This window comes from Paenarthrobacter sp. NPDC090522, from assembly GCF_044769225.1.
In the GTDB taxonomy this organism is placed as follows: Bacteria; Actinomycetota; Actinomycetes; order Actinomycetales; family Micrococcaceae; genus Arthrobacter.
In genome coordinates this window covers 172,654-194,749 of the sequence record NZ_JBIVXL010000002.1, presented here as the reverse complement: position 1 = coordinate 194,749, position 22,096 = coordinate 172,654, and the positions used below count along the sequence as shown (strand labels likewise).

At 63.0% G+C, this 22,096-nt stretch carries 22 protein-coding genes; all 22 read left to right on the top strand.

The window, feature by feature from the left end:
- Position 1: 1 nt before the first annotated feature.
- The 22 genes from lysA to ACIQT2_RS02900 all read left to right on the top strand — a co-directional run bounded on the left by lysA (position 2) and on the right by ACIQT2_RS02900 (position 22,093).
- Complete coding sequence (gene lysA, locus ACIQT2_RS03005; RefSeq protein WP_402943452.1) at positions 2-1,465, top strand: diaminopimelate decarboxylase; 1,464 nt, start codon at positions 2-4, stop codon at positions 1,463-1,465.
- The gene (locus ACIQT2_RS03000; protein WP_400330190.1) at positions 1,458-2,774 is read left to right on the top strand and encodes a homoserine dehydrogenase; all 1,317 of its coding nucleotides are present in this window, start codon (positions 1,458-1,460) and stop codon (positions 2,772-2,774) included. The genes lysA and ACIQT2_RS03000 overlap by 8 nt, the downstream gene beginning before the upstream one ends.
- A complete protein-coding gene (gene thrC / locus ACIQT2_RS02995; RefSeq protein WP_402943450.1) occupies positions 2,775-3,878 on the top strand; it encodes a threonine synthase in 1,104 nt (367 codons plus the stop codon).
- 2 nt (positions 3,879-3,880) lie between these two features.
- A complete protein-coding gene (thrB, locus tag ACIQT2_RS02990; RefSeq protein WP_400330195.1) occupies positions 3,881-4,855 on the top strand; it encodes a homoserine kinase in 975 nt (324 codons plus the stop codon).
- A gap of 307 nt (positions 4,856-5,162) precedes the next feature.
- Positions 5,163-7,316: a transcription termination factor Rho gene (rho, locus tag ACIQT2_RS02985; RefSeq protein ID WP_402943447.1), complete on the top strand. Its 2,154-nt coding sequence runs from the start codon at positions 5,163-5,165 to the stop codon at positions 7,314-7,316.
- A 323-nt stretch (positions 7,317-7,639) separates the two neighbouring features.
- Positions 7,640-8,713 (top strand): peptide chain release factor 1, encoded by a 1,074-nt coding sequence (prfA, locus tag ACIQT2_RS02980; RefSeq protein ID WP_400268983.1) that lies wholly within the window; start codon positions 7,640-7,642, stop codon positions 8,711-8,713.
- Positions 8,714-8,730: 17 nt separating this feature from the next.
- The gene (prmC, locus tag ACIQT2_RS02975; protein WP_402943444.1) at positions 8,731-9,603 is read left to right on the top strand and encodes a peptide chain release factor N(5)-glutamine methyltransferase; all 873 of its coding nucleotides are present in this window, start codon (positions 8,731-8,733) and stop codon (positions 9,601-9,603) included.
- Between the two features lie 12 nt (positions 9,604-9,615).
- Entirely contained in the window at positions 9,616-10,521 is a 906-nt protein-coding gene (locus ACIQT2_RS02970) for an L-threonylcarbamoyladenylate synthase (RefSeq protein ID WP_402943441.1), read from the top strand.
- On the top strand, positions 10,518-11,303 hold the full coding sequence (locus tag ACIQT2_RS02965) for a WecB/TagA/CpsF family glycosyltransferase (protein WP_402943438.1): 786 nt from the start codon (positions 10,518-10,520) through the stop codon (positions 11,301-11,303). The genes ACIQT2_RS02970 and ACIQT2_RS02965 overlap by 4 nt, the downstream gene beginning before the upstream one ends.
- Positions 11,303-12,256 carry a glycosyltransferase gene (locus ACIQT2_RS02960; RefSeq protein WP_402943435.1) on the top strand — a complete coding sequence of 318 codons (954 nt, stop codon included), beginning with the start codon at positions 11,303-11,305 and terminating at the stop codon, positions 12,254-12,256. The genes ACIQT2_RS02965 and ACIQT2_RS02960 overlap by 1 nt, the downstream gene beginning before the upstream one ends.
- A 243-nt stretch (positions 12,257-12,499) precedes the next feature.
- Positions 12,500-13,612, top strand: a complete 1,113-nt coding sequence (locus ACIQT2_RS02955; RefSeq protein WP_402943432.1) for an MraY family glycosyltransferase — start codon at positions 12,500-12,502, stop codon at positions 13,610-13,612.
- Positions 13,613-13,733: 121 nt separating this feature from the next.
- Entirely contained in the window at positions 13,734-14,225 is a 492-nt protein-coding gene (locus tag ACIQT2_RS02950; protein ID WP_402943429.1) for a hypothetical protein, read from the top strand.
- Entirely contained in the window at positions 14,212-14,547 is a 336-nt protein-coding gene (locus ACIQT2_RS02945) for a hypothetical protein (RefSeq protein ID WP_402943426.1), read from the top strand. The genes ACIQT2_RS02950 and ACIQT2_RS02945 overlap by 14 nt, the downstream gene beginning before the upstream one ends.
- 81 nt (positions 14,548-14,628) lie before the next feature.
- Entirely contained in the window at positions 14,629-15,429 is an 801-nt protein-coding gene (atpB, locus tag ACIQT2_RS02940; protein ID WP_397322406.1) for a F0F1 ATP synthase subunit A, read from the top strand.
- Between the two features lie 78 nt (positions 15,430-15,507).
- Positions 15,508-15,711, top strand: a complete 204-nt coding sequence (gene atpE, locus ACIQT2_RS02935) for an ATP synthase F0 subunit C (protein ID WP_009356484.1) — start codon at positions 15,508-15,510, stop codon at positions 15,709-15,711.
- Between the two features lie 55 nt (positions 15,712-15,766).
- Positions 15,767-16,315, top strand: a complete 549-nt coding sequence (locus ACIQT2_RS02930) for a F0F1 ATP synthase subunit B (RefSeq protein WP_387435864.1) — start codon at positions 15,767-15,769, stop codon at positions 16,313-16,315.
- Entirely contained in the window at positions 16,315-17,142 is an 828-nt protein-coding gene (locus ACIQT2_RS02925; protein WP_397322408.1) for a F0F1 ATP synthase subunit delta, read from the top strand. Before ACIQT2_RS02930 ends, ACIQT2_RS02925 begins: the two co-directional genes overlap by 1 nt.
- An 83-nt stretch (positions 17,143-17,225) precedes the next feature.
- Entirely contained in the window at positions 17,226-18,863 is a 1,638-nt protein-coding gene (atpA, locus tag ACIQT2_RS02920; protein ID WP_397322526.1) for a F0F1 ATP synthase subunit alpha, read from the top strand.
- 76 nt (positions 18,864-18,939) lie between these two features.
- Positions 18,940-19,830, top strand: a complete 891-nt coding sequence (locus tag ACIQT2_RS02915; protein WP_402943422.1) for a F0F1 ATP synthase subunit gamma — start codon at positions 18,940-18,942, stop codon at positions 19,828-19,830.
- Between the two features lie 83 nt (positions 19,831-19,913).
- Entirely contained in the window at positions 19,914-21,365 is a 1,452-nt protein-coding gene (gene atpD, locus ACIQT2_RS02910) for a F0F1 ATP synthase subunit beta (RefSeq protein WP_264962128.1), read from the top strand.
- Between the two features lies 1 nt (position 21,366).
- Positions 21,367-21,651 (top strand): F0F1 ATP synthase subunit epsilon, encoded by a 285-nt coding sequence (locus ACIQT2_RS02905; protein ID WP_216923952.1) that lies wholly within the window; start codon positions 21,367-21,369, stop codon positions 21,649-21,651.
- A gap of 10 nt (positions 21,652-21,661) precedes the next feature.
- Positions 21,662-22,093 carry a DUF2550 domain-containing protein gene (locus ACIQT2_RS02900; protein ID WP_402943419.1) on the top strand — a complete coding sequence of 144 codons (432 nt, stop codon included), beginning with the start codon at positions 21,662-21,664 and terminating at the stop codon, positions 22,091-22,093.
- The last annotated feature ends 3 nt before the right edge of the window (positions 22,094-22,096 follow it).

The following is a 22,096-nucleotide window of genomic DNA, read 5'->3' as shown; positions in this document are numbered from 1 at the left end:
CATGACTGAACACTCCTCCCCGCTCGCCCCCGGGTGGCTCGCAGTACCGGAAAACCTCAATGCCCTGCAGGAACCCCTGTGGGCTGCAGGGGTTGAACGGAACCACGCTGGCGAGGTCACCATCGATGGCCTGTCCGTCAGCGAACTCAAGGCGCAGTTCGGCACCCCGCTGTTCGTCATGAGTGAATCGGACTTCCGGTCACGTGCCCGGGCGTTCAAAGACGCTTTCGACGCCGCCTTCGCCGACATTTGCGGGGGAGTGGACGTCTACTACGCCGGAAAGTCCTTCCTTTGCACCTCCGTGGCCAGCTGGGTTACCGACGAGGGCCTGCGCCTGGACACCTGCTCGGGCGGAGAGTTGGCCGTCGCAGCGCGTGCCGGGGTGCCGGGCGGCAACCTGAGCCTGCACGGCAACAACAAGTCCGATGCCGAAATCAACAGGGCCCTGGACATGAAGCTTGGCCGCATTGTGGTGGACAGCCTCGACGAGCTGGAACGCGTGGCCAAGATCGCGTCCAGCCGGGGCGAAACCGCCAAGGTCATGCTCCGCCTGACGCCCGGCGTGCACGCCCACACCCACGAGTTCATTGCCACCGCCCATGAGGACCAGAAATTCGGGCTGTCCATGGCCGGTGATTCAACTGAGGAAGCGGGCCTGTCCGCAGCCGAGGAGGCCGTGGCAGCAGCAACCTCGTACGCAAGCATTGAACTTCTGGGCCTGCACTGCCACATTGGATCCCAGATTTTCGAGCCCGATGGCTTCGCCCTCGCAGCCAGGAAGCTCCTTGCTTTCCAGGCGGCCATGCAGTCCAAATACGCCATCGTCATGCCTGAGCTCGATCTCGGCGGCGGCTACGGAATTGCCTACACGCCGGTGGACACTCCCCGCCCCGCAGCGGAAATCGCGGAGGCGATGGCCGCCGTCGTACGTTCCACCTGCTCGGAACTTGGTATCGAGGCCCCGCGCATCTCCATCGAACCCGGCCGGGCGATCGTGGGCAGCACCACGTTCACTCTGTACGAAGTGGGAACCCTTAAGACGCTTCGCGTGGATGCCGAAACGGGGCATGAAGGCCAGGAGAACGTTACGTATCCCCGCCGCTATGTGTCGGTGGACGGTGGCATGAGCGACAACGCCCGTCCGGTGCTTTACGACGCGGATTATTCGGCCGTTTTGGCTTCCCGCGGCTCCGAGGCGGCTGCGCAGCTGTCCCGCGTAGTGGGCAAACATTGCGAGAGCGGCGACATAGTTGTTAGAGATGTATATCTGCCCGCGGATGTGGCAGCCGGTGATTTGCTCGCAGTACCGGGTACCGGCGCCTACTGCTGGGCCCTCTCCAGCAACTACAACTACCTGGCCCGGCCCGGCGTTGTCGCTGTAAGCGACGGAGCCGCCAGGCTCATTGTCCGCGGGGAAACCGAAGAAGATCTCTTGAACCGCGACATGGGAGTGGCGAATGTCTGAAGTGCGAAACCTGAAGGTGGCCCTGCTGGGCTGTGGCAACGTTGGGGCCCAGGTCGCGCGGATTCTGATTGACGACGCCGACGCCCTCGCCGCCCGCAGTGGTGCCCGCCTGGAACTGTCCGGTATTGCCGTGCGCACCATCGACGCGCCCCGTGATGTGGAACTTCCACGCGAACTCTTCACCACCGACGCCGAGACCTTGGTCAAGGACGCCGACCTGGTGATCGAACTCATGGGTGGCATTGAGCCTGCCCGTTCCCTGATCCTCACGGCCATCCAGAACGGCGCCTGCGTTGTCACCGGCAACAAGGCCCTCCTGGCGCAGGACGGTCCCACGCTCTACGAAGAGGCGGACAAGGCCGGCGTGCAGTTGTCCTACGAAGCCGCTGTAGCCGGGGCCATCCCCATCCTGCGGCCCATCCGCGACAGCCTTTCCGGCGACCGCATCACGCGTGTGCTGGGCATCGTCAATGGCACCACCAACTTCATCCTGGACCAGATGGACAGCACGGGTGCCCAGTTCGCCGACGCCTTGGCCGAGGCCCAGCGCCTTGGCTACGCCGAGGCTGATCCCACCGCCGATGTCGAGGGCCACGACGCCGCTGCCAAGGCCGCAATCCTGGCTTCCCTGTCCTTCCACACCCGCTTCTCGCTGGATGACGTCTACTGCGAAGGCATCACCAAGGTCAGCGCCGAGGACATCGCGTCTGCCAAGGAAGCCGGTTTCGTCATCAAACTCCTGGCCATCGCGGAGAAGATCGAGGCCTCGGACAACGGCAGCGGCATCTCGGTTCGTGTCCACCCCACCCTGTTGCCGCGCGAGCACCCGCTCGCTGCAGTCCGTGGCGCGTTCAATGCCGTCTTCATCGAGGCCGAGAACGCCGGTGAGCTGATGTTCTATGGCCAGGGCGCAGGCGGAACTCCCACGGCTTCTGCCGTCCTGGGCGACCTCGTCTCCGCCGCGCGCCGGTTGGTCCTTGGCGGGCCGGGCCGCACCGAAACCACCACGGGCCATGTTCCGGCGCTCCCGGTTGATGCCTCGAACACGAGCTACTACATCGGCCTGGACGTCGCCGACCAAGCCGGTGTCCTGGCACGCATCGCCCACATTTTCGCGGAGAACGGTGTCTCCATCGAAATCATGCGACAGACGATCCACCGGGATTCCGCATCCAAGGTTGAGTCGGCTGAGCTGAAAATCGTGACGCACCGGGCATCCGAAGCTGCACTCGCAGCAACCGTCGAGGCCATGAAGGGCCTTGACGTCATCAATTCTGTGACATCCGTACTGCGGGTAGAAGGGGTCTAAGTGGCTCACCAATGGCGCGGAGTAATCCGCGAATACGCTGATCGTTTGCCGGTAACGGAAGCCACAAAGGTCATCACCCTCGGCGAGGGCGGCACTCCTCTTGTCCACGCACAGAAGCTTTCTGAGCTGACGGGCTCCCAGGTGTACCTCAAGGTCGAAGGCATGAACCCGACCGGTTCCTTCAAGGACCGCGGCATGACCATGGCAATGACGGCCGCCGTGGAGGCCGGAGCCAAAGCGGTTGTTTGCGCATCCACGGGCAACACCTCCGCCTCCGCTGCGGCCTACGCCACGGCCGCCGGCCTCAAGTGCGCCGTGCTGGTGCCCGAAGGCAAGATCTCCATGGGCAAGCTGAGCCAGGCCATCGCCCACGGCGCCACGCTGCTGCAGGTGGACGGCAACTTTGACGACTGCCTGGACATCGCCCGCAAGCTCGGCGAGTCCTACCCCGTGTTCCTGGTGAACTCCGTGAACCCGGCCCGTATCCAGGGCCAGAAGACGGGTGCGTTCGAGGTAGTGGACTCCTTGGGCGACGCCCCGGACATCCACGTGCTGCCGGTCGGCAACGCCGGAAACATCAGCGCCTACTGGAAGGGCTACAAGGAGTACTCTGCCCCCTTCGAGACAGCCAATGGCACGCTGCCTGCGGTTTCCACCAAGACTCCGGTCATGTGGGGCTTCCAGGCTGCCGGGGCTGCGCCGTTTGTTGCCGGCCACCCCATTACGGAACCGGACACCATTGCCACGGCCATCCGCATCGGCAACCCGGCTTCGTGGGAGACTGCCGTGGCAGCCCGGGACGAATCCGGCGGACTGATTGAAGCCGTGACGGACGAGGAAATCCTTGCCGCGCACCGCTGGCTTTCTTCCAAGGAAGGCGTCTTCGTCGAACCTGGTTCAGCGGCCGGCGTCGCAGGCTTGATCAAGAAGCACGCCGCGGGCGATGTGCCCACCGGGAAGACCATTGTCATCACGGTTACCGGCCACGGCCTCAAGGACCCGCAGTGGGCCCTCCGCACCGAGGACGGCAGCGATGTCCAGCCGGTCAAGGTGCCGAACGACGTCGTCACCGTTGCAGCAGAACTGGGACTGGAAGAAAAGTAAGAGTGGAAACAACGCAGCCCACCGCGACTGATCGTGCGCTCGTCGCGGCAGGCCAGCGGCTGACCGTCAAGGTCCCCGGAACGAGTGCCAACCTGGGTCCCGGCTATGACAGCCTCGGCTTGGCCCTGTCCATTTACGACACCTTGACGGTGGAAACCCTGTCCACCGGAGAGCTCGAATTCGAGCTCTCCGGTGAGGGGGCCGATACTTTGCCTCGCGACGCGTCGCACCTGGTGGTACGCGCCATCGACCTGGCCCTGGCACGCCTCGGGTACGTCCGCGGCGGCCTGAGGATCATCGCTGACAACGTGAATCCGCACGGCCGGGGCCTGGGATCGTCTGCTTCGGCAGTTGTTGCCGCAGTAACCGCCGCAAACGGGCTGGTTCCCGAAGAGGCCCGCAAGGACCGCGACTGGATCCTGCAGCTGACCAGTGAAATCGAAGGGCACCCGGACAACGTCGCACCCGCGATATTCGGCGGACTGGCGCTGTCATGGCAGGACAGCGAGCAGTACAGCAGCACCCGCGCGGACGTCGCGCCATCGGTGGTTCCCGTGGTGGCCGTTCCGGACTATGAGCTCTCCACCGAGACGGCCCGTGGCCTCCTGCCGGCCTCCGTCGGCCACCACGCCGCTGCCATGAACTCGGGCCGGGCCGCACTGCTGGTCCACGCCCTGACCACACAACCGGCGTTGTTGCTGCCGGGCACCGAGGACTACCTGCACCAGAGCTACCGCGCCGAGGCCATGCGCCCCAGCGCCAACCTGATCGCGTCCTTGCGTGCGGCAGGTTTTGCCGCGGTGGTTTCGGGCGCAGGACCCACCGTCATGGTGCTGGCCAATGGCCCGGCTGAGGCCGATGCCGTCACCGAACACATCACCGGATTCACGGTGGCCAACACACCCGAGGTTGCCTGGCGTGTGATGACGCTGGCTGTGGACGTTGAAGGTGCTAGAGTGGAAGTGCACCGGCGGTAAAGCCGCGGGCAGTTCCCTGATTTTGGATCTCGGTGGTTTCGCCGTACCTTTCGTCAACTGTGCCAACGTCTGGCGGTGCCGTCTCCTTCCGGCCTGTCTCAGGTGCCGCAGAACTCTCTCTGTTTCCTGAAAATTCAGTCGGCTGTCCGGGCAACTGGATCCAGTGAAGACGATCAGTATCCGGCCCTGTTGGCCACAATCCATCAGGCACGGCCAAAATCAACGGTTGCAGATCTGAACTGCAGCCTAGAACAAATCATCGCGTCCGGCTCTTGTTCCGGGCGCCGTCGAGGGGGAAGGATCCTTCGTGACAGAAACCACTGAGCTGGCTTCAGCTGTGGACACCACATCTTCTGCTGCCGAGTCGTCAACGGCAGCAACCACCAAGAGCAGCGGCCTTGCCGGCCTTAAGCTCGCCCAGCTCCAGGCTCTTGCCAGCCAGCTGGGCATCTCCGGGGGATCCCGTATGCGCAAGGGGGACCTGGTCAACGCCATTTCCGCCCACCGTGCCGGTACATCCACGGCAAAGGCGCCCACCAAGGCTGCTGCCGCAAAGTCGGCCGCACCCAAGGAAACCCCTGCCGCCGAAGCAAAGCCGGCTGACAGCAACGCTCCTGCAACCGAGGCCGCTCCGGAAGCAGCGGCCCAGGAGGCACCCCGCCGTGGCCGTGGCCGCAGCCGTCGTGCCACCAGCGACGGCGTCGTGGCCGCAGCAGAAGCTGCTGCAGCTACCGCCGAGGCCGCTTCTGCTCCCGCCGCTGAGGCTCCGGCAGCGCCTGAAGCAGCTGAAGCCGGAACCGAGCGCCGCCAGCCGCGGACGCGCAACCGCCGTCGTAATGACGCTCCCGCAGCCGAGACTGCAGAGGCACCCGCTGCCGAGCAGCCGGCACCGGACTCCCGCGGCACCGAGCAGCGCAGCACCGAGCAGCGTGCCACCGAACAGCGCGGAACCGAACAGCGCGAAGCCCGCACCGAACAGCCCCAGCGCGAAACCCGCGGTGAGCGTTCCGAGCAGCGCGAACAGGCCGAGAGCGGTGACCAGCAGCGTGAACGCCGTGACAATTCCCGCAACCGCCGCGAGGACAGTAACGACGCCGAAGACGGCGGCAACCGCCGGAGTCGCCGCAACCGTCGCGACCGCAATGACCAGAACGACCGGAACGATCGCGGTGATCGTCGGGGAGGGCAGGACAACCGGGACGGCAACAGCCGCAGTGACCGCTTCCGCGACCGCAACGAGCGTCGCCGCGGACGTGCGCAGGGACCCGATGTGGACGACGTCGAGGTTACCGATGACGACGTCCTTCTGCCCGTAGCCGGCATCCTGGACGTGTTGGAGAACTACGCATTCATCCGGACGTCGGGCTACCTCCCGGGTGCCAACGATGTCTACGTCTCCCTGGCGCAGGTCAAGAAGTACAACCTCCGCAAGGGCGACGCCGTTGTAGGTGCCATCCGTGCGCCGCGTGACGGTGAAGACCGCAACCAGCAGTCCTCCCGCCAAAAGTTCAACGCCCTTGTCCGCGTCACCTCGGTCAACGGCAAGACGCCTGAAGAACTGAAGGACCGCGTCGAGTTCGCAAAGCTCGTCCCGCTGTACCCGTCCGAGCGCCTGCGCCTGGAAACGGACCCCAAGAAGATCGGCCCCCGCGTCATCGACCTCGTGGCCCCGATCGGCAAGGGCCAGCGTGGCTTGATCGTCTCCCCGCCGAAGGCCGGTAAGACGCTCATCCTGCAGTCCATCGCGAACGCGATCACCACCAACAACCCTGAGGTCCACCTCATGATGGTGCTGGTTGACGAACGTCCCGAAGAAGTCACGGACATGCAGCGGACCGTCAAGGGCGAGGTCATTGCCTCTACCTTCGACCGTCCCGCCGACGACCACACCACGGTTGCCGAACTGTCGATCGAACGCGCCAAGCGCCTGGTGGAAATGGGCATGGACGTGGTGGTCCTCCTCGACTCCATGACCCGCCTGGGCCGTGCCTACAACCTGGCGGCACCGGCTTCCGGCCGTATCCTGTCCGGTGGTGTGGACTCCGCAGCCCTGTACCCGCCCAAGCGCTTCTTCGGTGCTGCCCGCAACATCGAAAACGGCGGCTCGCTCACCATCCTGGCCACCGCGCTCGTCGAGACCGGTTCCAAGATGGACGAGGTCATCTTCGAAGAGTTCAAGGGCACGGGCAACATGGAACTTCGCCTGTCCCGCCAATTGGCGGACAAGCGCATCTTCCCGGCCGTGGACGTCAACGCTTCGGGCACGCGCCGCGAAGAGAACCTGCTCTCGGCTGAAGAAGTCAAGATCATGTGGAAGCTGCGCCGCGTCCTCTCCGGCCTGGAGCAGCAGCAGAGCCTCGAGCTGCTGACCAACAAGATCCGGGAAACGCAAAGCAACGTCGAGTTCCTCATGCAGGTCCAGAAGACGACGCTTGGAGCAAAGTCGGACAACGACAAATAGCTGCTCTGGTGAGCCGCTGATTCTGCTGCCCCCGCCCCTACGCGTGGTGGCAAAGTCCTTTCGGACTTTGCCACCACGCTCCGGCAGGCCCTAAGAGAGATGACGAGGGCCCCGACCTGAGCTTGCGAAGGTTGGGAGTCATCGAACGCACTCCCGGGGCAGCAGAGTCAGCGGCTCGTTCCGCTTTCGGCCCGCCTTCGCGGGTTGGCAAAATGCTCGACGACGGCACGGGTCTCCTGAAGGATCAATGCGGGCTCCAGCCCTGTGTCATTGGCCCGACGCCGCAGTAATTAGACTTGTACGAGTCGAAAGAGGTTTGAAAAATGTTTGAGTCCGTCCAGGGATTGCTTGATGAGCACGCTGCCATCCAGGCACAGTTGAGCGATCCTGCTGTTTACGCCGACCAGTCCGTAGCCCGTAAGTTGGGGCGGCGTTCTGCCCAGCTCCAGGGCATCGTGGAGGCGTACAACAAGTGGCGCGGGCTCAACGATGACATGGAAGCCGCCAAGGAGATGGCTGCCGAGGATCCGGACTTCGCTGCCGAAGTGGAGCAGCTCGAGGAACAGATTCCCGCGGCGCAGGAGCGGCTGCGGCGGCTCCTCATTCCGCGTGACCCGGATGACGCCCGCAACGTGATCCTTGAAGTCAAGGGCGGTGAAGGCGGCGACGAGGCTGCCCTGTTCGCCGGCGACCTGCTGCGCATGTACATGCGCTACGCGGAATCCCGCGGCTGGAAGACGGAAATGATCTCTGCCACCGAGTCCGACCTGGGCGGGTACAAGGACGTTTCCGTCGCCATCAAGGGCAACTCGAACGATCCCGCCGAAGGCGTCTTTGCCCGTTTGAAGTTCGAAGGTGGTGTGCACCGCGTGCAGCGTGTTCCCGTGACCGAATCGCAGGGACGCATCCACACCTCTGCCGCCGGCGTCCTGGTGCTGCCGGAAGTCGATGAACCCGAAGAACTTGAGATCAACCAGAGCGACCTCAAGATCGACGTGTACCGTTCCTCGGGTCCTGGCGGTCAGTCCGTGAACACCACCGACTCCGCGGTCCGCATCACCCACCTGCCCACAGGCATCGTCGTGGCCATGCAGAACGAGAAGTCGCAGCTGCAGAACCGTGAAGCCGGCATGCGCGTCCTGCGGGCAAGGCTCCTTGCGCACCAGCAGGAGCAGATCGACGCAGCGAACTCCGAGCAGCGCAAGTCGCAGATCCGCACCATGGACCGCTCCGAGCGCATCCGCACGTACAACTTCCCGGAAAACCGCATCGCGGACCACCGCACCGGCTACAAGGCGTACAACCTGGACGCCGTGATGAACGGTGACCTGGAACCGGTCATCCAGTCGGCGATCGAAATGGATGAGCAATCGCGGCTTGACGCCATCGGCGAGTAAAGCCGGTAGCACAAGCCATGCCGTTCTACCCTGGCCAGAGCCTCGCGGACGCCGTCCGTGAGGCCACGGCTGTTTTGTCCGACGCCGGCGTTCCCACCCCGAGGGTCGACGCCGAGCTCCTCGCCGACCACCTCCTGAACGTGGGCCTTGGACGCTTGCGTGCGTTGCTGCTTGGCGATTCGCCGGCACCGGAGGGTTACGCCGCCTTGGTGGCCGAGCGTGCCGGACGCGTGCCGCTGCAGCACATTACCGGCGTCGCCTACTTCCGTCACCTGGAGTTGCGCGTGGGACCGGGTGTCTTTATTCCCCGGCCCGAAACCGAATCCGTGGTGCAGTTGGTGATCGACCGGCTGGCAGGGGTGTCCGCCCCCAAAGTGGTGGACCTCGGAACGGGATCGGGCGCAATCGCCGGTTCGATCGCGCATGAGATCCCGGGGGCCGACGTCTACGCCGTTGAATTCAGTGCCTTGGCCCACGCCTGGGCTGCCGGCAACCTGGAACCTTTGGGTGTGACCTTGGTGGCGGGCGATCTCCGGGATGCGTTGCCCGAGCACGACGGAACCTTTGACGCCGTCGTTTCCAACCCGCCGTACATTCCGGCCGAAGCCATCCCCAACGAACCCGAAGTCGCCCTGCACGATCCCCCCGAAGCGTTGTACGGCGGGGGAGCCGACGGGATGGAACTTCCGACGGCGGCAGCCGCCTCTGCAGCCCGCCTCCTGAAGCCCGGGGGCTACTTTGTGATGGAACACGCGGAAGTCCAGGCGGCATGGATCGCCGGCATGCTGCGGCGCGCCGGCCACTGGCAGGAAATTACGACGCACTTTGACCTCAATGGCAAGGAACGTGCCACGAGCGCAGTGCTGGCAAAGACCGCTCCCAACGAGTGAAAGAATAGCGCTGTGACCACAACCTACAATTGCACTTCCGATGACCAGCGGGCTGAAGGGCTGCAGCACGCGCAGCGTGCCATCAGCGAAAAGAAGTGCATCGTGATGCCTACGGACACCGTCTATGGCATCGCGGCAGACGCCTTCTCTCCGCTCGCGGTGACCATGCTGCTGGCATCGAAGGGCCGCAGCCGCCAAATGCCTCCTCCTGTCCTGATCCCTCGGATCAACGCCTTGGATGGACTGGCCACCGATGTTCCGGCTGATGCCCGGGCCCTGGCACAGGCTTTTTGGCCGGGTGGCCTGACGCTCATCCTCCATGCGCAGCCTTCGCTGGACTGGGACCTCGGAGATACGAAGGGCACCGTGGCCCTGCGTATGCCCGATGACGAGCTCGCCCTGGAACTGCTTGGCCTCACCGGTCCGCTCGCCGTCTCCTCGGCCAACCGCACTGGCCAGGAAGCCGCGCAAACCGCTTCCGAAGCACGCCTGCAATTGGCGGAATCGGTGGAGGTGTACCTTGAGGGTGGCTTCCGGCCGGTCCAAGGCACGGCCGCCGTCCCTTCGACGATCGTGGACGCGACCTCCACCCCCTTCAAGGTGGTGCGCCAAGGAGCCATTTCCCTGGACCGCTTGCGGGACATAGTGCCCTCCGTGTTGGGCGTGGGCGAAGTGGGGGCTCCGGAAGCATCCGGGGACCAGAACGAGGCCGACGCCGGGGGCGTCACCGATGCGGCGTCCGAAAGTGTCGCCGAAACATCATCCGCCAGCGTTGCGGAAACACCGTCCGAAAGCGTTGCGGAAACACCGTCCGAAAGCGACCTTGGGGCTCCCTCGGAAACCACGCCCACAACGGCTGCGGCTGACGGGGAAACAGGACCATCGTCCGGGGCCGCGCGCGAAGCCATCCCCGAATGATTCCCGAACGCCAGCGCGTCCCCGTCCTTGACGTCGACGCCACTCCGCTGCGCGCCGACGGGGTGGTTGCAGCGCTCGGACGCCTCATCGCCGATGGCAAAACCAGCACCGTCCTGGGGCACAACCTGCACAGCGTCACATTGTTCCATTCCCGTCCGGACTTCCGTGGGCTCTATGACAACAGCGAGATTGTGCTTCTGGATGGTGCTCCGGTAGCCATGCTGTGGGGCCTTGCCCACAGGGAGCAGTTGAAACCCCTGGGCCAGGGAACCATGGCTTTCCGGATGGGATCCATGGACTGGATTCCGGAATTGGGCGGCGTGGCAGGACTGGAACGCGTGGCAGTGATCGGCGCCGGACGTGACGCCAATACCAAGGCAGTCGCCAAGCTCCGCACGATCATCCCGGGTGCTACGGTGGACGGCATGCCCGGCGAAGGCTGGGACGGAACACTTGAGGACGCCGTGGTTGACTGGCTCGCGTCCTATCGCCCCCAACTGGTTTTGCTGGGCCTCGGCATGCCGTTGCAGGAAATGGTCTTGCAACGGAGGATCCAGCAGCTGCCACCTGCCGTCTATTGCGCTGTGGGTGGAGCGATCGAACAAGTTGCCGGTGTCCAGAAGCTTGCACCCCGCTGGCTGGGACGGCTGGGCCTCGAATGGGCCTGGCGCCTGGTGCTGCACCCGGGCCGGGTGGCCTACAGAGTATTCGTTGAACCGTGGAAGCTGGCGGGCCTTTTGATCCGCAGGCGTTTCCAGCCATCCCAGACCAAAGGGAAGTAATGTCAAAACCCGTGGTGGTCGCCGTCGTGGTGACCTACAACCGGCGCGAACTCCTTGAGACAACCTTGGCGGGCATCGCCGCCGGCACGCAGGTGCCGGACGCCGTCGTCGTTGTGGACAATGCCTCCACCGACGGAACTGCCGACTTCCTGCGCAGTTACGCGGGTCCGGTGCCTACCGATGTAGTCACCTTGAACACCAACGTGGGCGGCGCCGGTGGGTTTGTGGTGGGGATGGAACGCGCCGTTTTGGACCATGGCGCCCACCATGTGTGGATCATGGACGATGACACCGAGCCGCAACCCGGTGCCCTCCGTGAAGCCCTGGAGGTGTCCGAGGGCTACGCCCGGCAAACGGGGGAGACTCCGGCCTTCATTGCCAGCCGGGTGGTGTGGACCGATGGCCGCGACCATCCGATGAACCGCATGCGGCCGAGGATCGGTGCCGCTGAATCGGCGCGGGTTGCGGCCACGCGGGTAGGTGCGACCCAGATCCGCAGTGCCTCGTTTGTCTCCGTGCTGGTTCATGCGGAGGAGATCAGGCGCCACGGTTTGCCGATTGCCGACTATTTCATCTGGAATGACGACCTCGAGTTCACGGCCCGGGTATCCCGGCGCGGTGTGGCGCTGACAACCGACGCGTCCGTCGCCAACCACCACACGAAGGTATTCGGCGACGCCGGCGCGGATCCCGGTCCCCGCTTCTATTACGAGGTCCGCAACAAACTGTGGGTCTACACGCGGTCCAACGCTCTGGCCCCGTGGGAGAAGATTCTTTTCACTGGTGCATCGCTGCGGAATTGGACGCGGACCATTGCGTCCTCATCCAACCGGAAAGTCCTGGTGGCAGGGTTCCTCAAGGGCCTGCGCGACAGCTACAGGCCGCCGCGGTCCAATGAAAAAGTCCTGGAGGGGATCTACGCCCTGCGGGACGTCACGGGCCCGCAAAAGTAGCGGGAACGCAGCAACAGGACGGCCAAAAGCAGGCCTGCCGGCGGCTGCGTCGCGCCGCTGGTCACGGCGGTTGGCATTAGTATCGTGACAAGAGTCCACAGAAAACCAGCAACATTCGGCACGGCCGGTGCAGGCATGGCGACGGAGTAGTTCCATTTATCCACAGACAGCGTTCCACACACCAAGCTGCCCCGAACCATTCGACTTTTCAGCGGCCACCGCGCTGCGTTCCGGAGCCGCATCATGATCATGTATCTGCTGATGGCGCTCACGGCTGCCGTGGTGTCCTATGCGGGAACATGGGGTGCCCGGGTCCTGGGCAACAAGCTCCGGCTCTACCGCCCCATCCGCAGCAGGGACATGCACTCGTCCCTGATTTCCAAGCTTGGGGGCCTTGGCATCTTCGCGGGCTTTTTCGTTGCGCTCGTGGTGGCCAGCAACTCGTTCTTCGTCAAGGACATCTTCAGGCATAACGATGCCCCGTGGGGGATTCTTGCCGGCGCCGTGGTGATCGTCGCGGTGGGCGTGGCGGACGACATCCTGGACATCCGGTGGTGGATCAAGCTCCTCGGCCAGGCCGGAGCTGCCTTCATCGTGGCGATCTGGGGCGTCCGGATGTCTGTGGTTCCCTTCATCCCCGAGCCGATCTTCATCCAGTCCGAGCTGGTCCAGATCGTCCTCACGGCAGGGTTGATCGTCACCACCATGAACGCGGTGAACTTCATCGACGGCCTGGACGGCTTGGCTGCCGGCGTGGCGACCATCGGCGGGGGAGCGTTCTTCCTGACGGCGTACTGGGTGCACCGGAACAATCCCTCAACGGACAACTCGGACCTGGCTACGCTCCTGATGGCCATCCTGGTGGGTGGCTGCATCGGGTTCCTGCCGCACAACTGGTTTCCCGCCAAGATTTTCATGGGTGATTCCGGGGCCATGCTGATTGGCCTCCTCATGGCCGCGGCCGGCGTCGTGGCCACCGGACAGATTGGTTCCGGCCTCTACGACCGCGCCAACGGTATTCCCACCATCATTCCGATCCTCCTGCCCTTTGCCGTTTTGTCGCTGCCGCTGCTCGACTTCGGCATGGCCGTGGTCCGCAGGACCGCACGTGGACAGTCGCCGTGGTCAGCGGACCGCGGGCACCTCCACCACAAGCTCGTTGACCTCGGGTACTCGCACCGCACCGCCGTCGTGATGCTGTACGTGTGGACCTGCATCCTTGCCTTTGGCGGCGTCGCGTTCGCTGTCTTTCCCTGGCAGATCGTCCTGATCGTGGATGTTGCCGCGGCCCTGGTGATGGCAGCTGTCACAGCCTGGCCTTACTTCACCCGAAACACGGCGCAACAGGGGGAGTAGCCGGAAGCCCCCGGTTAGGGTCACAGTTCTATCTCGTGTAGAATTTTTGGTGCGGACAGTCACTCGCCCGTAACCCCCACTTTGAGAATATGGCTCCCCTGCCACGAGGATTGGTATCCCCATGACATCCAACGCCGAAACCGGACGTCCGTCCGGCAAACGTGGTGTTGGGGTATTCGGGAGCGTGTCATCTTTGTGGTTGAGGCTGCTCCTGCTTAGTACCTCCGTCGCGGCTATCGCCGCTGCGGTCACTTCGGTGATCTCCGCCGCGCTCGACGGCGGACCGGCTTCGCTTTCGACGGCGGCCGGCGCCCTGCTGGTCATGCTCTTCTTTGCCATCAGCCTGCTGATTGGCCATTTCGTCGGCCGGAACAATCCTTCCGGGGCTATCGGTCTCTTTGTTGCGACGTATTTCGTCAAAGTCGTCGGGTTCGCAGTCGTGCTTTTTGCGCTCGGCAGGCCTGACTGGCTCAACGGCCGGTGGTTCCTGATCGGCGCCGTGGTCAGCGTCGTGGCTTGGCAGGCAGCCGAACTCTACGGTTTCAGCAAAGCCCGCCTCCAGATCTTCAACGATCCTGCGGACCGGAAGGGGGGCCCTGGTGGCACTGCGTAAGCGCAAGTCTTCTCCGGCAACTCCCGCTTCCGGATCCACCCACGCAGCCGATGATGCCGAAGTCCGGAATGACGGCGGATACAACGCCGGCCTCGCGGTCTTCAGCTACATCATTGGCGGGATCATTGTCTGGAGTTTGATAGGCTGGGGACTGGATAATCTGTGGGGGACCCGCTGGATTGTGCTCCTTGGCGCTCTGCTGGGAGCCGCAGGAGGGTTCTATCTTTCCCTTATGCACGGCCTCACCAAGCAAAGCACTTCTGCCGGAGAGAACAACGCAGACAGCGGCCCGTCCAAGGACGGGGACAGTAATGCCAAATAATTTCACATGGAATGGGGATGCGATGAACGTGTCCGCGTTCCGCCCAATGCCCAATGATGGACACAGCAGAGAGGAAACGCGTTGATCGCGCTTGCGCTCCCAGCCCAGGATTCGGGGTCCTTCACCCCACCCGGAATCGAAGAAATGCACCTGCCGGCAATCCTGCCCTGGGGTGCTGCGGACGGCTTCTCCAAGCAAATGCTGCTGGTGATCCTGTCGGTCGTCATTATCGCCGCCTTCTTTGTGGCCGCCGCCCGGAAGCAGCAGTTGGTTCCCGGCAAGCTGCAGTTCGCCGGCGAGATGGCCTACGGCTTTGTCCGTAACAGCATCGCCAAGGACATCATCGGGGGCAAGGACTTCATCAAGTACGTCCCCCTGCTGTTCAGCCTGTTCTTCTTCATCCTGGTGAACAACATCTACGGCGCCATTCCGGTGATCCAGCTCCCGAGCTTCTCCCACGTGGGCGGCGCCTACGTGCTGGCAGGCATCGTGTACTTCACCTGGATCATCATCGGCATCAAGAAGAACGGCTTGAAGTACTTCAAGCTCGCAACCGTTCCCTCCGGTGTTCCGTGGTACATCCTCCCGATCGTCGTTCCGATCGAAATCATTTCCAACTTCCTGGTCCGCCCGGTAACGCACAGCCTCCGTCTGTTTGCGACCATGCTGGCCGGCCACTTGATCGTCATGCTCGCCGGGTCCGGCATTGAGTTCCTGGTCATGCAGGAGAACGTCCTGCTCAAGGGAACCTCCGTCCTGGTGCTGGTCGGCGCCATCGCCATGTACATGCTCGAAGCCCTGATCATGGCGCTGCAGGCTTACGTGTTCACGCTGCTGACCGCGATCTACATCGAAGGCGCCCTGCACGCCGACAGCCACTAAGGCACCCACACTTCCCCTGTAGGGGATTGAAGTAAACCAAACAACCTGCCACATGGGTGGCATCTTGAAAGGAAAAAAATGGAAGGCAATCTCAACCTCGTAGGTTACGGTCTGTCCGCAATCGGCGGTGGTATCGGTGTTGGTCTCGTGTTCGCGGCTTACATCAACGGTGTTGCTCGTCAGCCGGAAGCTCAGCGCGTGCTGCAGCCGATCGCGTTCCTTGGTCTGGCCCTGACCGAAGCTCTTGCCATCCTCGGCCTCGTCTTCGCTTTCGTTCTCTAGTTACAACTTCAGAACACAGCGAATTCCGCAACCGAGTAGATAGGACGGGTGAAACATGAATCAGCTGATCATCTCAGCCGCCACTGAAGGGGCAAACCCGCTCGTTCCCAACGTTTGGGAAATGGGCGTTGTCCTGGTCGGCTTTGCTGTCCTCCTGTTCATCGTGGTCAAGTTTGTTGTCCCGATGTTCGAGAAGACGTTCGCAGAGCGCGCCGAAGCAATTGAAGGTGGCATTGCGAAGGCCGAACAGGCCCAGGCAGAAGCTTCTGCAGCTCTTGAAGAGTACAAGCAGCAGCTCACCGATGCCCGTGCCGAGGCCAACCGCATCCGCGAAGAAGCACGTGCCGAAGGCGCCCAGATCCTCGCGGACCTGAAGGCCAAGGCAGCTGCCGAGTCTGCACGCATCACCGAGCAGGCACACGCCGCCATCGAGTCCGAGCGCCAGGCAGCTGTTGTCTCGCTCCGCTCCGAGGTTGGCACGCTTGCTACCACGCTGGCAGGCCGCATCGTCGGCGAAGCACTCAACGACGACGAGCGTTCGGCACGCGTCGTGGATCGCTTCCTGGCTGATCTGGAGACCCAGAACGCAGGTGCAGCTAAGTAATGGCAGGAATATCGAGCGAATCGCTGACCACAGCACTGGCAGACCTGGAAGCCAAGCTTCCTTTGGCCTCGCTGCAGTTGGCAAAGGACCTCTTCGGAATCCTGGGAACGGTGGACAGCTCGGCTGGCTTGCGCCGCGCCCTGACTGACCCTTCCCGCAGCGGGGACGAGAAGTCGGCGCTGGTCAAGCAGCTGGTTGGCGGAAAAGTCTCCGCTGATGCTGCTGAGATTGCAGGCGGACTGGCCAGCTCGCGCTGGGCATCCGCACGCGATATCGGCGATGCACTCGAGACGCTTGCCGCCACGGTCGTCATTGCGGTAGCTGAAAACAAGTCGGCCGTTTCTGCCTCCGGTATTACGGGGCTGGAAGAGCTGGAAAACGATCTGTTTGCCTTCAACCAGGTTGTCGCTTCCAGCCACGAAGTACAGCGGGCTTTGTCTGAGCCGCAGGCATCGGGTGCCGCCAAGACTGCCCTTGCCGAGAAGCTTGTTCCTGGCATCAGCGAGGAAGCCAAGGTTCTTATTGGCCAGGCAGTTTCGGAGCCGCGCGGTGTCAAGCCGAGCAAGCTCGTCGAATCCTTCGCCAAGCTTGCAGCCAAGCGCCAGCAGCGCTGGATTGCAACTGTCAGCGTTACCCGTCCGTTGACGGAAACGCAGGCCAGCCGACTGCAGGCCGGGCTCAACGCCCTCTACGGCCGCGAACTGAAGGTCAACATCACTGTTGATCCTGCACTGATCGGTGGAGTCCGTGTCCAGGTAGGCGACGAAGTGCTTGACGCTTCGGTCATCGCCCGCTTGACCGAACTCCGCCGTCAGCTCGCTGGCTAGTGAAGACAAAGCACAACTAACTGATATAAACCCGGTCATCGTGAGCAACGATGATCACGAAAACAGGAGAGCAGGGACTGCAGATGGCCGAATTGACCATCAACGCCGACGACGTCCGTAATGCGTTGAACGAGTTCGCGGCGTCCTACGAACCCGGTAACGCAGAGCGCGTAGAGGTTGGTCGCGTGACCACCGCAAGTGACGGCATCGCCCGTGTTGAGGGTCTTCCCTCGGTCATGGCGAACGAGCTGCTTCGCTTCGAAGATGGCACGCTGGGCCTCGCCCAGAACCTTGACGTCCGCGAAATCGGTGTCATTATCCTCGGTGACTTCACCGGAATCGAAGAAGGCCAGGAAGTTCACCGCACCGGTGAGATCCTGTCCGTGCCCGTTGGCGACGCCTTCCTGGGCCGCGTGGTTGACCCCTTGGGCCAGCCGATCGACGACCTCGGCGAGATCAAGGCCGAGGCCACCCGTGCACTGGAACTCCAGGCTCCGGGCGTGACCGAGCGCAAGTCCGTTCACGAACCCATGCAGACCGGCCTCAAGGCCATCGACGCCATGATTCCGATCGGCCGTGGCCAGCGTCAGCTGATCATTGGCGACCGCCAGACCGGCAAGACCGCCATCGCGGTTGACACCATCATCAACCAGAAGGCCAACTGGGCTTCGGGCGATGTCAGCAAGCAGGTTCGTTGCGTTTACGTTGGTGTTGGCCAGAAGGCTTCCACCATCGCAGCCGTCCGTCAGACCCTCGAGGACCACGGTGCACTGGAGTACACCACCATCGTGGCTTCCCCGGCTTCGGACCCCGCCGGCTTCAAGTACCTCGCACCGTACGCAGGCTCGGCCATCGGCCAGCACTGGATGTACGGCGGCAAGCACGTCCTGGTGATCTTCGACGACCTGTCCAAGCAGGCCGAAGCCTACCGCGCCGTGTCCCTGCTGCTCCGCCGCCCGCCGGGACGTGAAGCATACCCGGGTGACGTCTTCTACTTGCACTCCCGTCTCCTGGAGCGTTGTGCAAAGCTCTCCGACGAGCTCGGTGCGGGTTCCATGACCGGTCTGCCGATTGTCGAGACCAAGGCAAACGACGTTTCCGCCTACATCCCCACCAACGTGATCTCCATTACCGATGGCCAGATCTTCCTCCAGTCGGATCTCTTCAACGCCAACCAGCGTCCTGCTGTTGACGTTGGTGTGTCCGTCTCCCGCGTTGGTGGCGCTGCACAGGTCAAGTCCATGAAGAAGGTCTCCGGTACCTTGAAGCTGGACCTGGCCCAGTACCGCGACATGCAGGCTTTCGCCATGTTCGCCTCGGACCTGGACGCTGCTTCCCGCCAGCAGCTGACCCGTGGTGCTCGCCTTATGGAGCTCTTGAAGCAGGGCCAGTACTCGCCGTTCCCGGTTGAGAACCAGGTTGTTTCCATCTGGGCCGGTACCAACGGCTACCTGGACGACGTTCCGGTTGAGGACATCAGCCGCTTCGAGTCCGAGTTCCTGGAGCACCTGAAGCACCAGTCCTCCATCCTGACCACGCTGGCCCAGACCAACGTCCTGGATGACGACACCGCCGCAGCGCTGAAGGAAGCAGTCGTTTCCTTCAAGAAGGGCTTCTTCGGAGAGGGCGACAACCGACTGGTTGGTGCCGGACACGAAGAGCACGAAGCGATCTCGGGCGGCGACGTCGACCAGGAAAAGATCGTCAAGCAGAAGCGCTAGTTTCGATGACCTGCTCTGCCGGGGTCCGCAAGGGCCCCGGCAGGGCGGTACGTCGGGAACTTAGGAAAGGATAAGTATGGGAGCCCAGATTCGGGTCTACCGTCAGAAGATCAGCTCGACGACGTCGATGCGCAAGATCTTCAAGGCGATGGAACTGATCGCTACCTCGCGCATCGGTAAGGCCCGCGCCCGCGTAGCAGCTTCACTGCCTTACGCGAACGCCATTACCCGTGCCGTTTCTGCTGTCGCGACCCAGAGCGAAATCGACCACCCGCTGACCACCGAGCCGGAGCAGATCCGCCGCGCCGCCGTCCTGATCATCACCTCGGACCGTGGCCTTGCAGGATCGTACTCCGCAAGCGTGCTCAAGCAGGTCGAAGGCCTCACCGAGCTTCTTCGCGCAGAAGGCAAGGAAGTCAAGTCGTACCTGGTTGGCCGTAAGGCCCAGGCGTACTTCGAATTCCGTAACCGTGACTACTCCCGTGTTTGGACGGGTGGTACGGATGCTCCGGAATTTGGAACGGCCCAGGAAATCGGTGCTGCACTTCTCGAAGACTTCGCCACTGACTACGCCGAGGGTGGCGTGGACGAGATCCACGTCGTCTACACGCGCTTCAAGTCGATGGTGACGCAGGAGCCGACGGTTATCCGTTTGCTTCCGCTCGAGGTCGTCGAAGAGGAAGCAGCCTCGGAGTCCGAGCTGTTGCCGCTGTACGAATTTGAGCCGGAAACGGAGCAGGTCCTCGACGCCCTGCTCCCGCGTTACATCGAGTCCCGTATCTTCGCAGCCATGCTGCAGGCAGCAGCTTCCGAGCTCGCCGCCCGCCAGCGGGCCATGAAGTCGGCCGGTGACAACGCAACGGAACTCATCAAGAAGTACACGCGCCTTCGCAACACGGCCCGCCAGGCCGAGATTACGCAGGAGCTTTCCGAGATCGTGGCCGGCGCCGACGCCCTCGCGTCCTAGCCGGTACGGATCCGGCTCGAAGCCGCACCTGCACCAAACAGATAAACTTAACCCCACGCCATCTACTGAGTGAAGTGAGAGAGATGACTGCCACTGCTACCGAACACGTAGCAACGGCCGGTGCCACCGGCCGCATTGCCCGTGTTATTGGTCCGGTTGTCGACGTCGAATTCCCGGCTGACGCAATCCCCGAGATCTACAACGCTCTGACCACTGAGGTCACCCTCAACGGCCAGACCAAGACCATCACGTTCGAGACCTCCCAGCACCTGGGTGACAACCTCGTTCGCGCCATCTCCCTGCAGGCAACCGACGGCCTGGTCCGCGGTACCACCGTGCAGGACTCCGGCGCTCCGATCTCCGTGCCCGTCGGCGACGGCGTCAAGGGCCACATCTTCAACGTCCTCGGTAAGCCGCTTGACGTTGACGAGTCGGAGATCAAGGCTGACGCCTACTGGCCGATCCACCGCAAGGCCCCGAGCTTTGCGTCCCTTGAGGGCTCCACGGAGATGCTCGAGACCGGTATCAAGGTCATCGACCTCCTGACCCCCTACATCAAGGGTGGAAAGATTGGTCTGTTCGGTGGCGCCGGTGTTGGCAAGACCGTTCTGATCCAGGAAATGATCACCCGTGTTGCCCGTAACTTCGGTGGTACCTCGGTATTCGCCGGCGTTGGCGAGCGTACGCGTGAAGGCAACGACCTCTGGGTTGAAATGGAAGAGGCAGGCGTCCTCAAGGACACCGCCCTTGTATTCGGCCAGATGGATGAGCCGCCGGGAACGCGTCTGCGCGTGGCACTGTCCGCACTGACCATGGCGGAGTACTTCCGCGATGTCCAGAACCAGGACGTGCTGCTCTTCATCGACAACATCTTCCGCTTCACGCAGGCAGGTTCCGAAGTTTCCACGCTGCTCGGCCGCATGCCGTCCGCCGTGGGCTACCAGCCGAACCTTGCTGACGAGATGGGCCTCCTCCAGGAGCGCATCACCTCCACCAAGGGCCACTCGATCACCTCGATGCAGGCAATTTACGTGCCTGCTGACGACTACACCGACCCGGCTCCGGCAACCACGTTCGCCCACCTCGACGCGACCACGGAACTTTCCCGTGAAATCGCCTCGCGTGGTCTGTACCCGGCTGTTGATCCGCTGACGTCCACCTCCCGTATCCTGGACCCCCAGTACATCGGCAAGGACCACTACAACACGGCTGTCCGTGTGAAGCAGATCCTGCAGAAGAACAAGGAACTCCAGGACATCATCGCCATCCTCGGTGTTGACGAACTGTCCGAAGAGGACAAGATCGTCGTGTCGCGTGCACGTCGTATCCAGCAGTTCCTGTCCCAGAACACCTACACCGCCAAGCAGTTCACCGGCGTCGAAGGCTCCACCGTCTCCATCAAGGACACGGTTGAAGGCTTCACCGCCATCTGCGATGGCGAGCTGGACCACATCGCAGAGCAGGCGTTCTTCAACGTCGGTGGCCTGGATGACGTCGAGCGCAACTGGGCCAAGATCCAGGAACAGACCAAGTAGTATGGCTGAGCTTGAGGTTGAGATTGTCGCAGCGGACCACTTCGTGTGGTCCGGAGCGGCCAAGATGGTGAAGGCCCGCACCAGCGATGGTGAAATCGGAATCCTGCCGGGCCACTCGCCCCTCCTGGCCATCCTGGCCGAGGGCGAGCTGGCAATCCAGCCGGTTTCCGGTGACCGCATTGCGGTAGTGGTGGACGGCGGATTCTTCTCCGTCGACAACGACCGCGTGGTCATTGTTGCTGACAACGCCCAATTGGGCGAAGCGGCTACAGCGGGGATCCGATAGCACGACCTTGATGGACGATTCCCTTATTCCGTTCATCGCCCTGGCAACGGCGTTTGCGTTGCTGATTTTTACACTGTGCCTTTTTGGGGTGCGCCGCTTCAATCTGCGGCGCGCCCTGGGCACGGTAGACGCCTCCATTTGCATGGCTGGAAACAGCTGGCAGATGGGGGTTTGTCGTTATCAGGACAATGAACTTGAGTGGTTCCGCTTGATGTCCCTCAGCGTGATACCCAAATACCGTTTCAAACGCAGTTCCCTGGAACTCCTTGGACGGCGTAAACCCACCGAGGACGAGCTCGTCCGGGTCCAACCCGGCGTGGTGGTTGTTGAGCTTCAATACGAAGGCAAAACACTCATGCTGGCCATGAAGTTCGAAGCCTACGCCGGGCTTTCATCCTGGCTTGAAGCCGGGCCGGTCATCGGTGTTGGAACCTGGCGTTAGGCG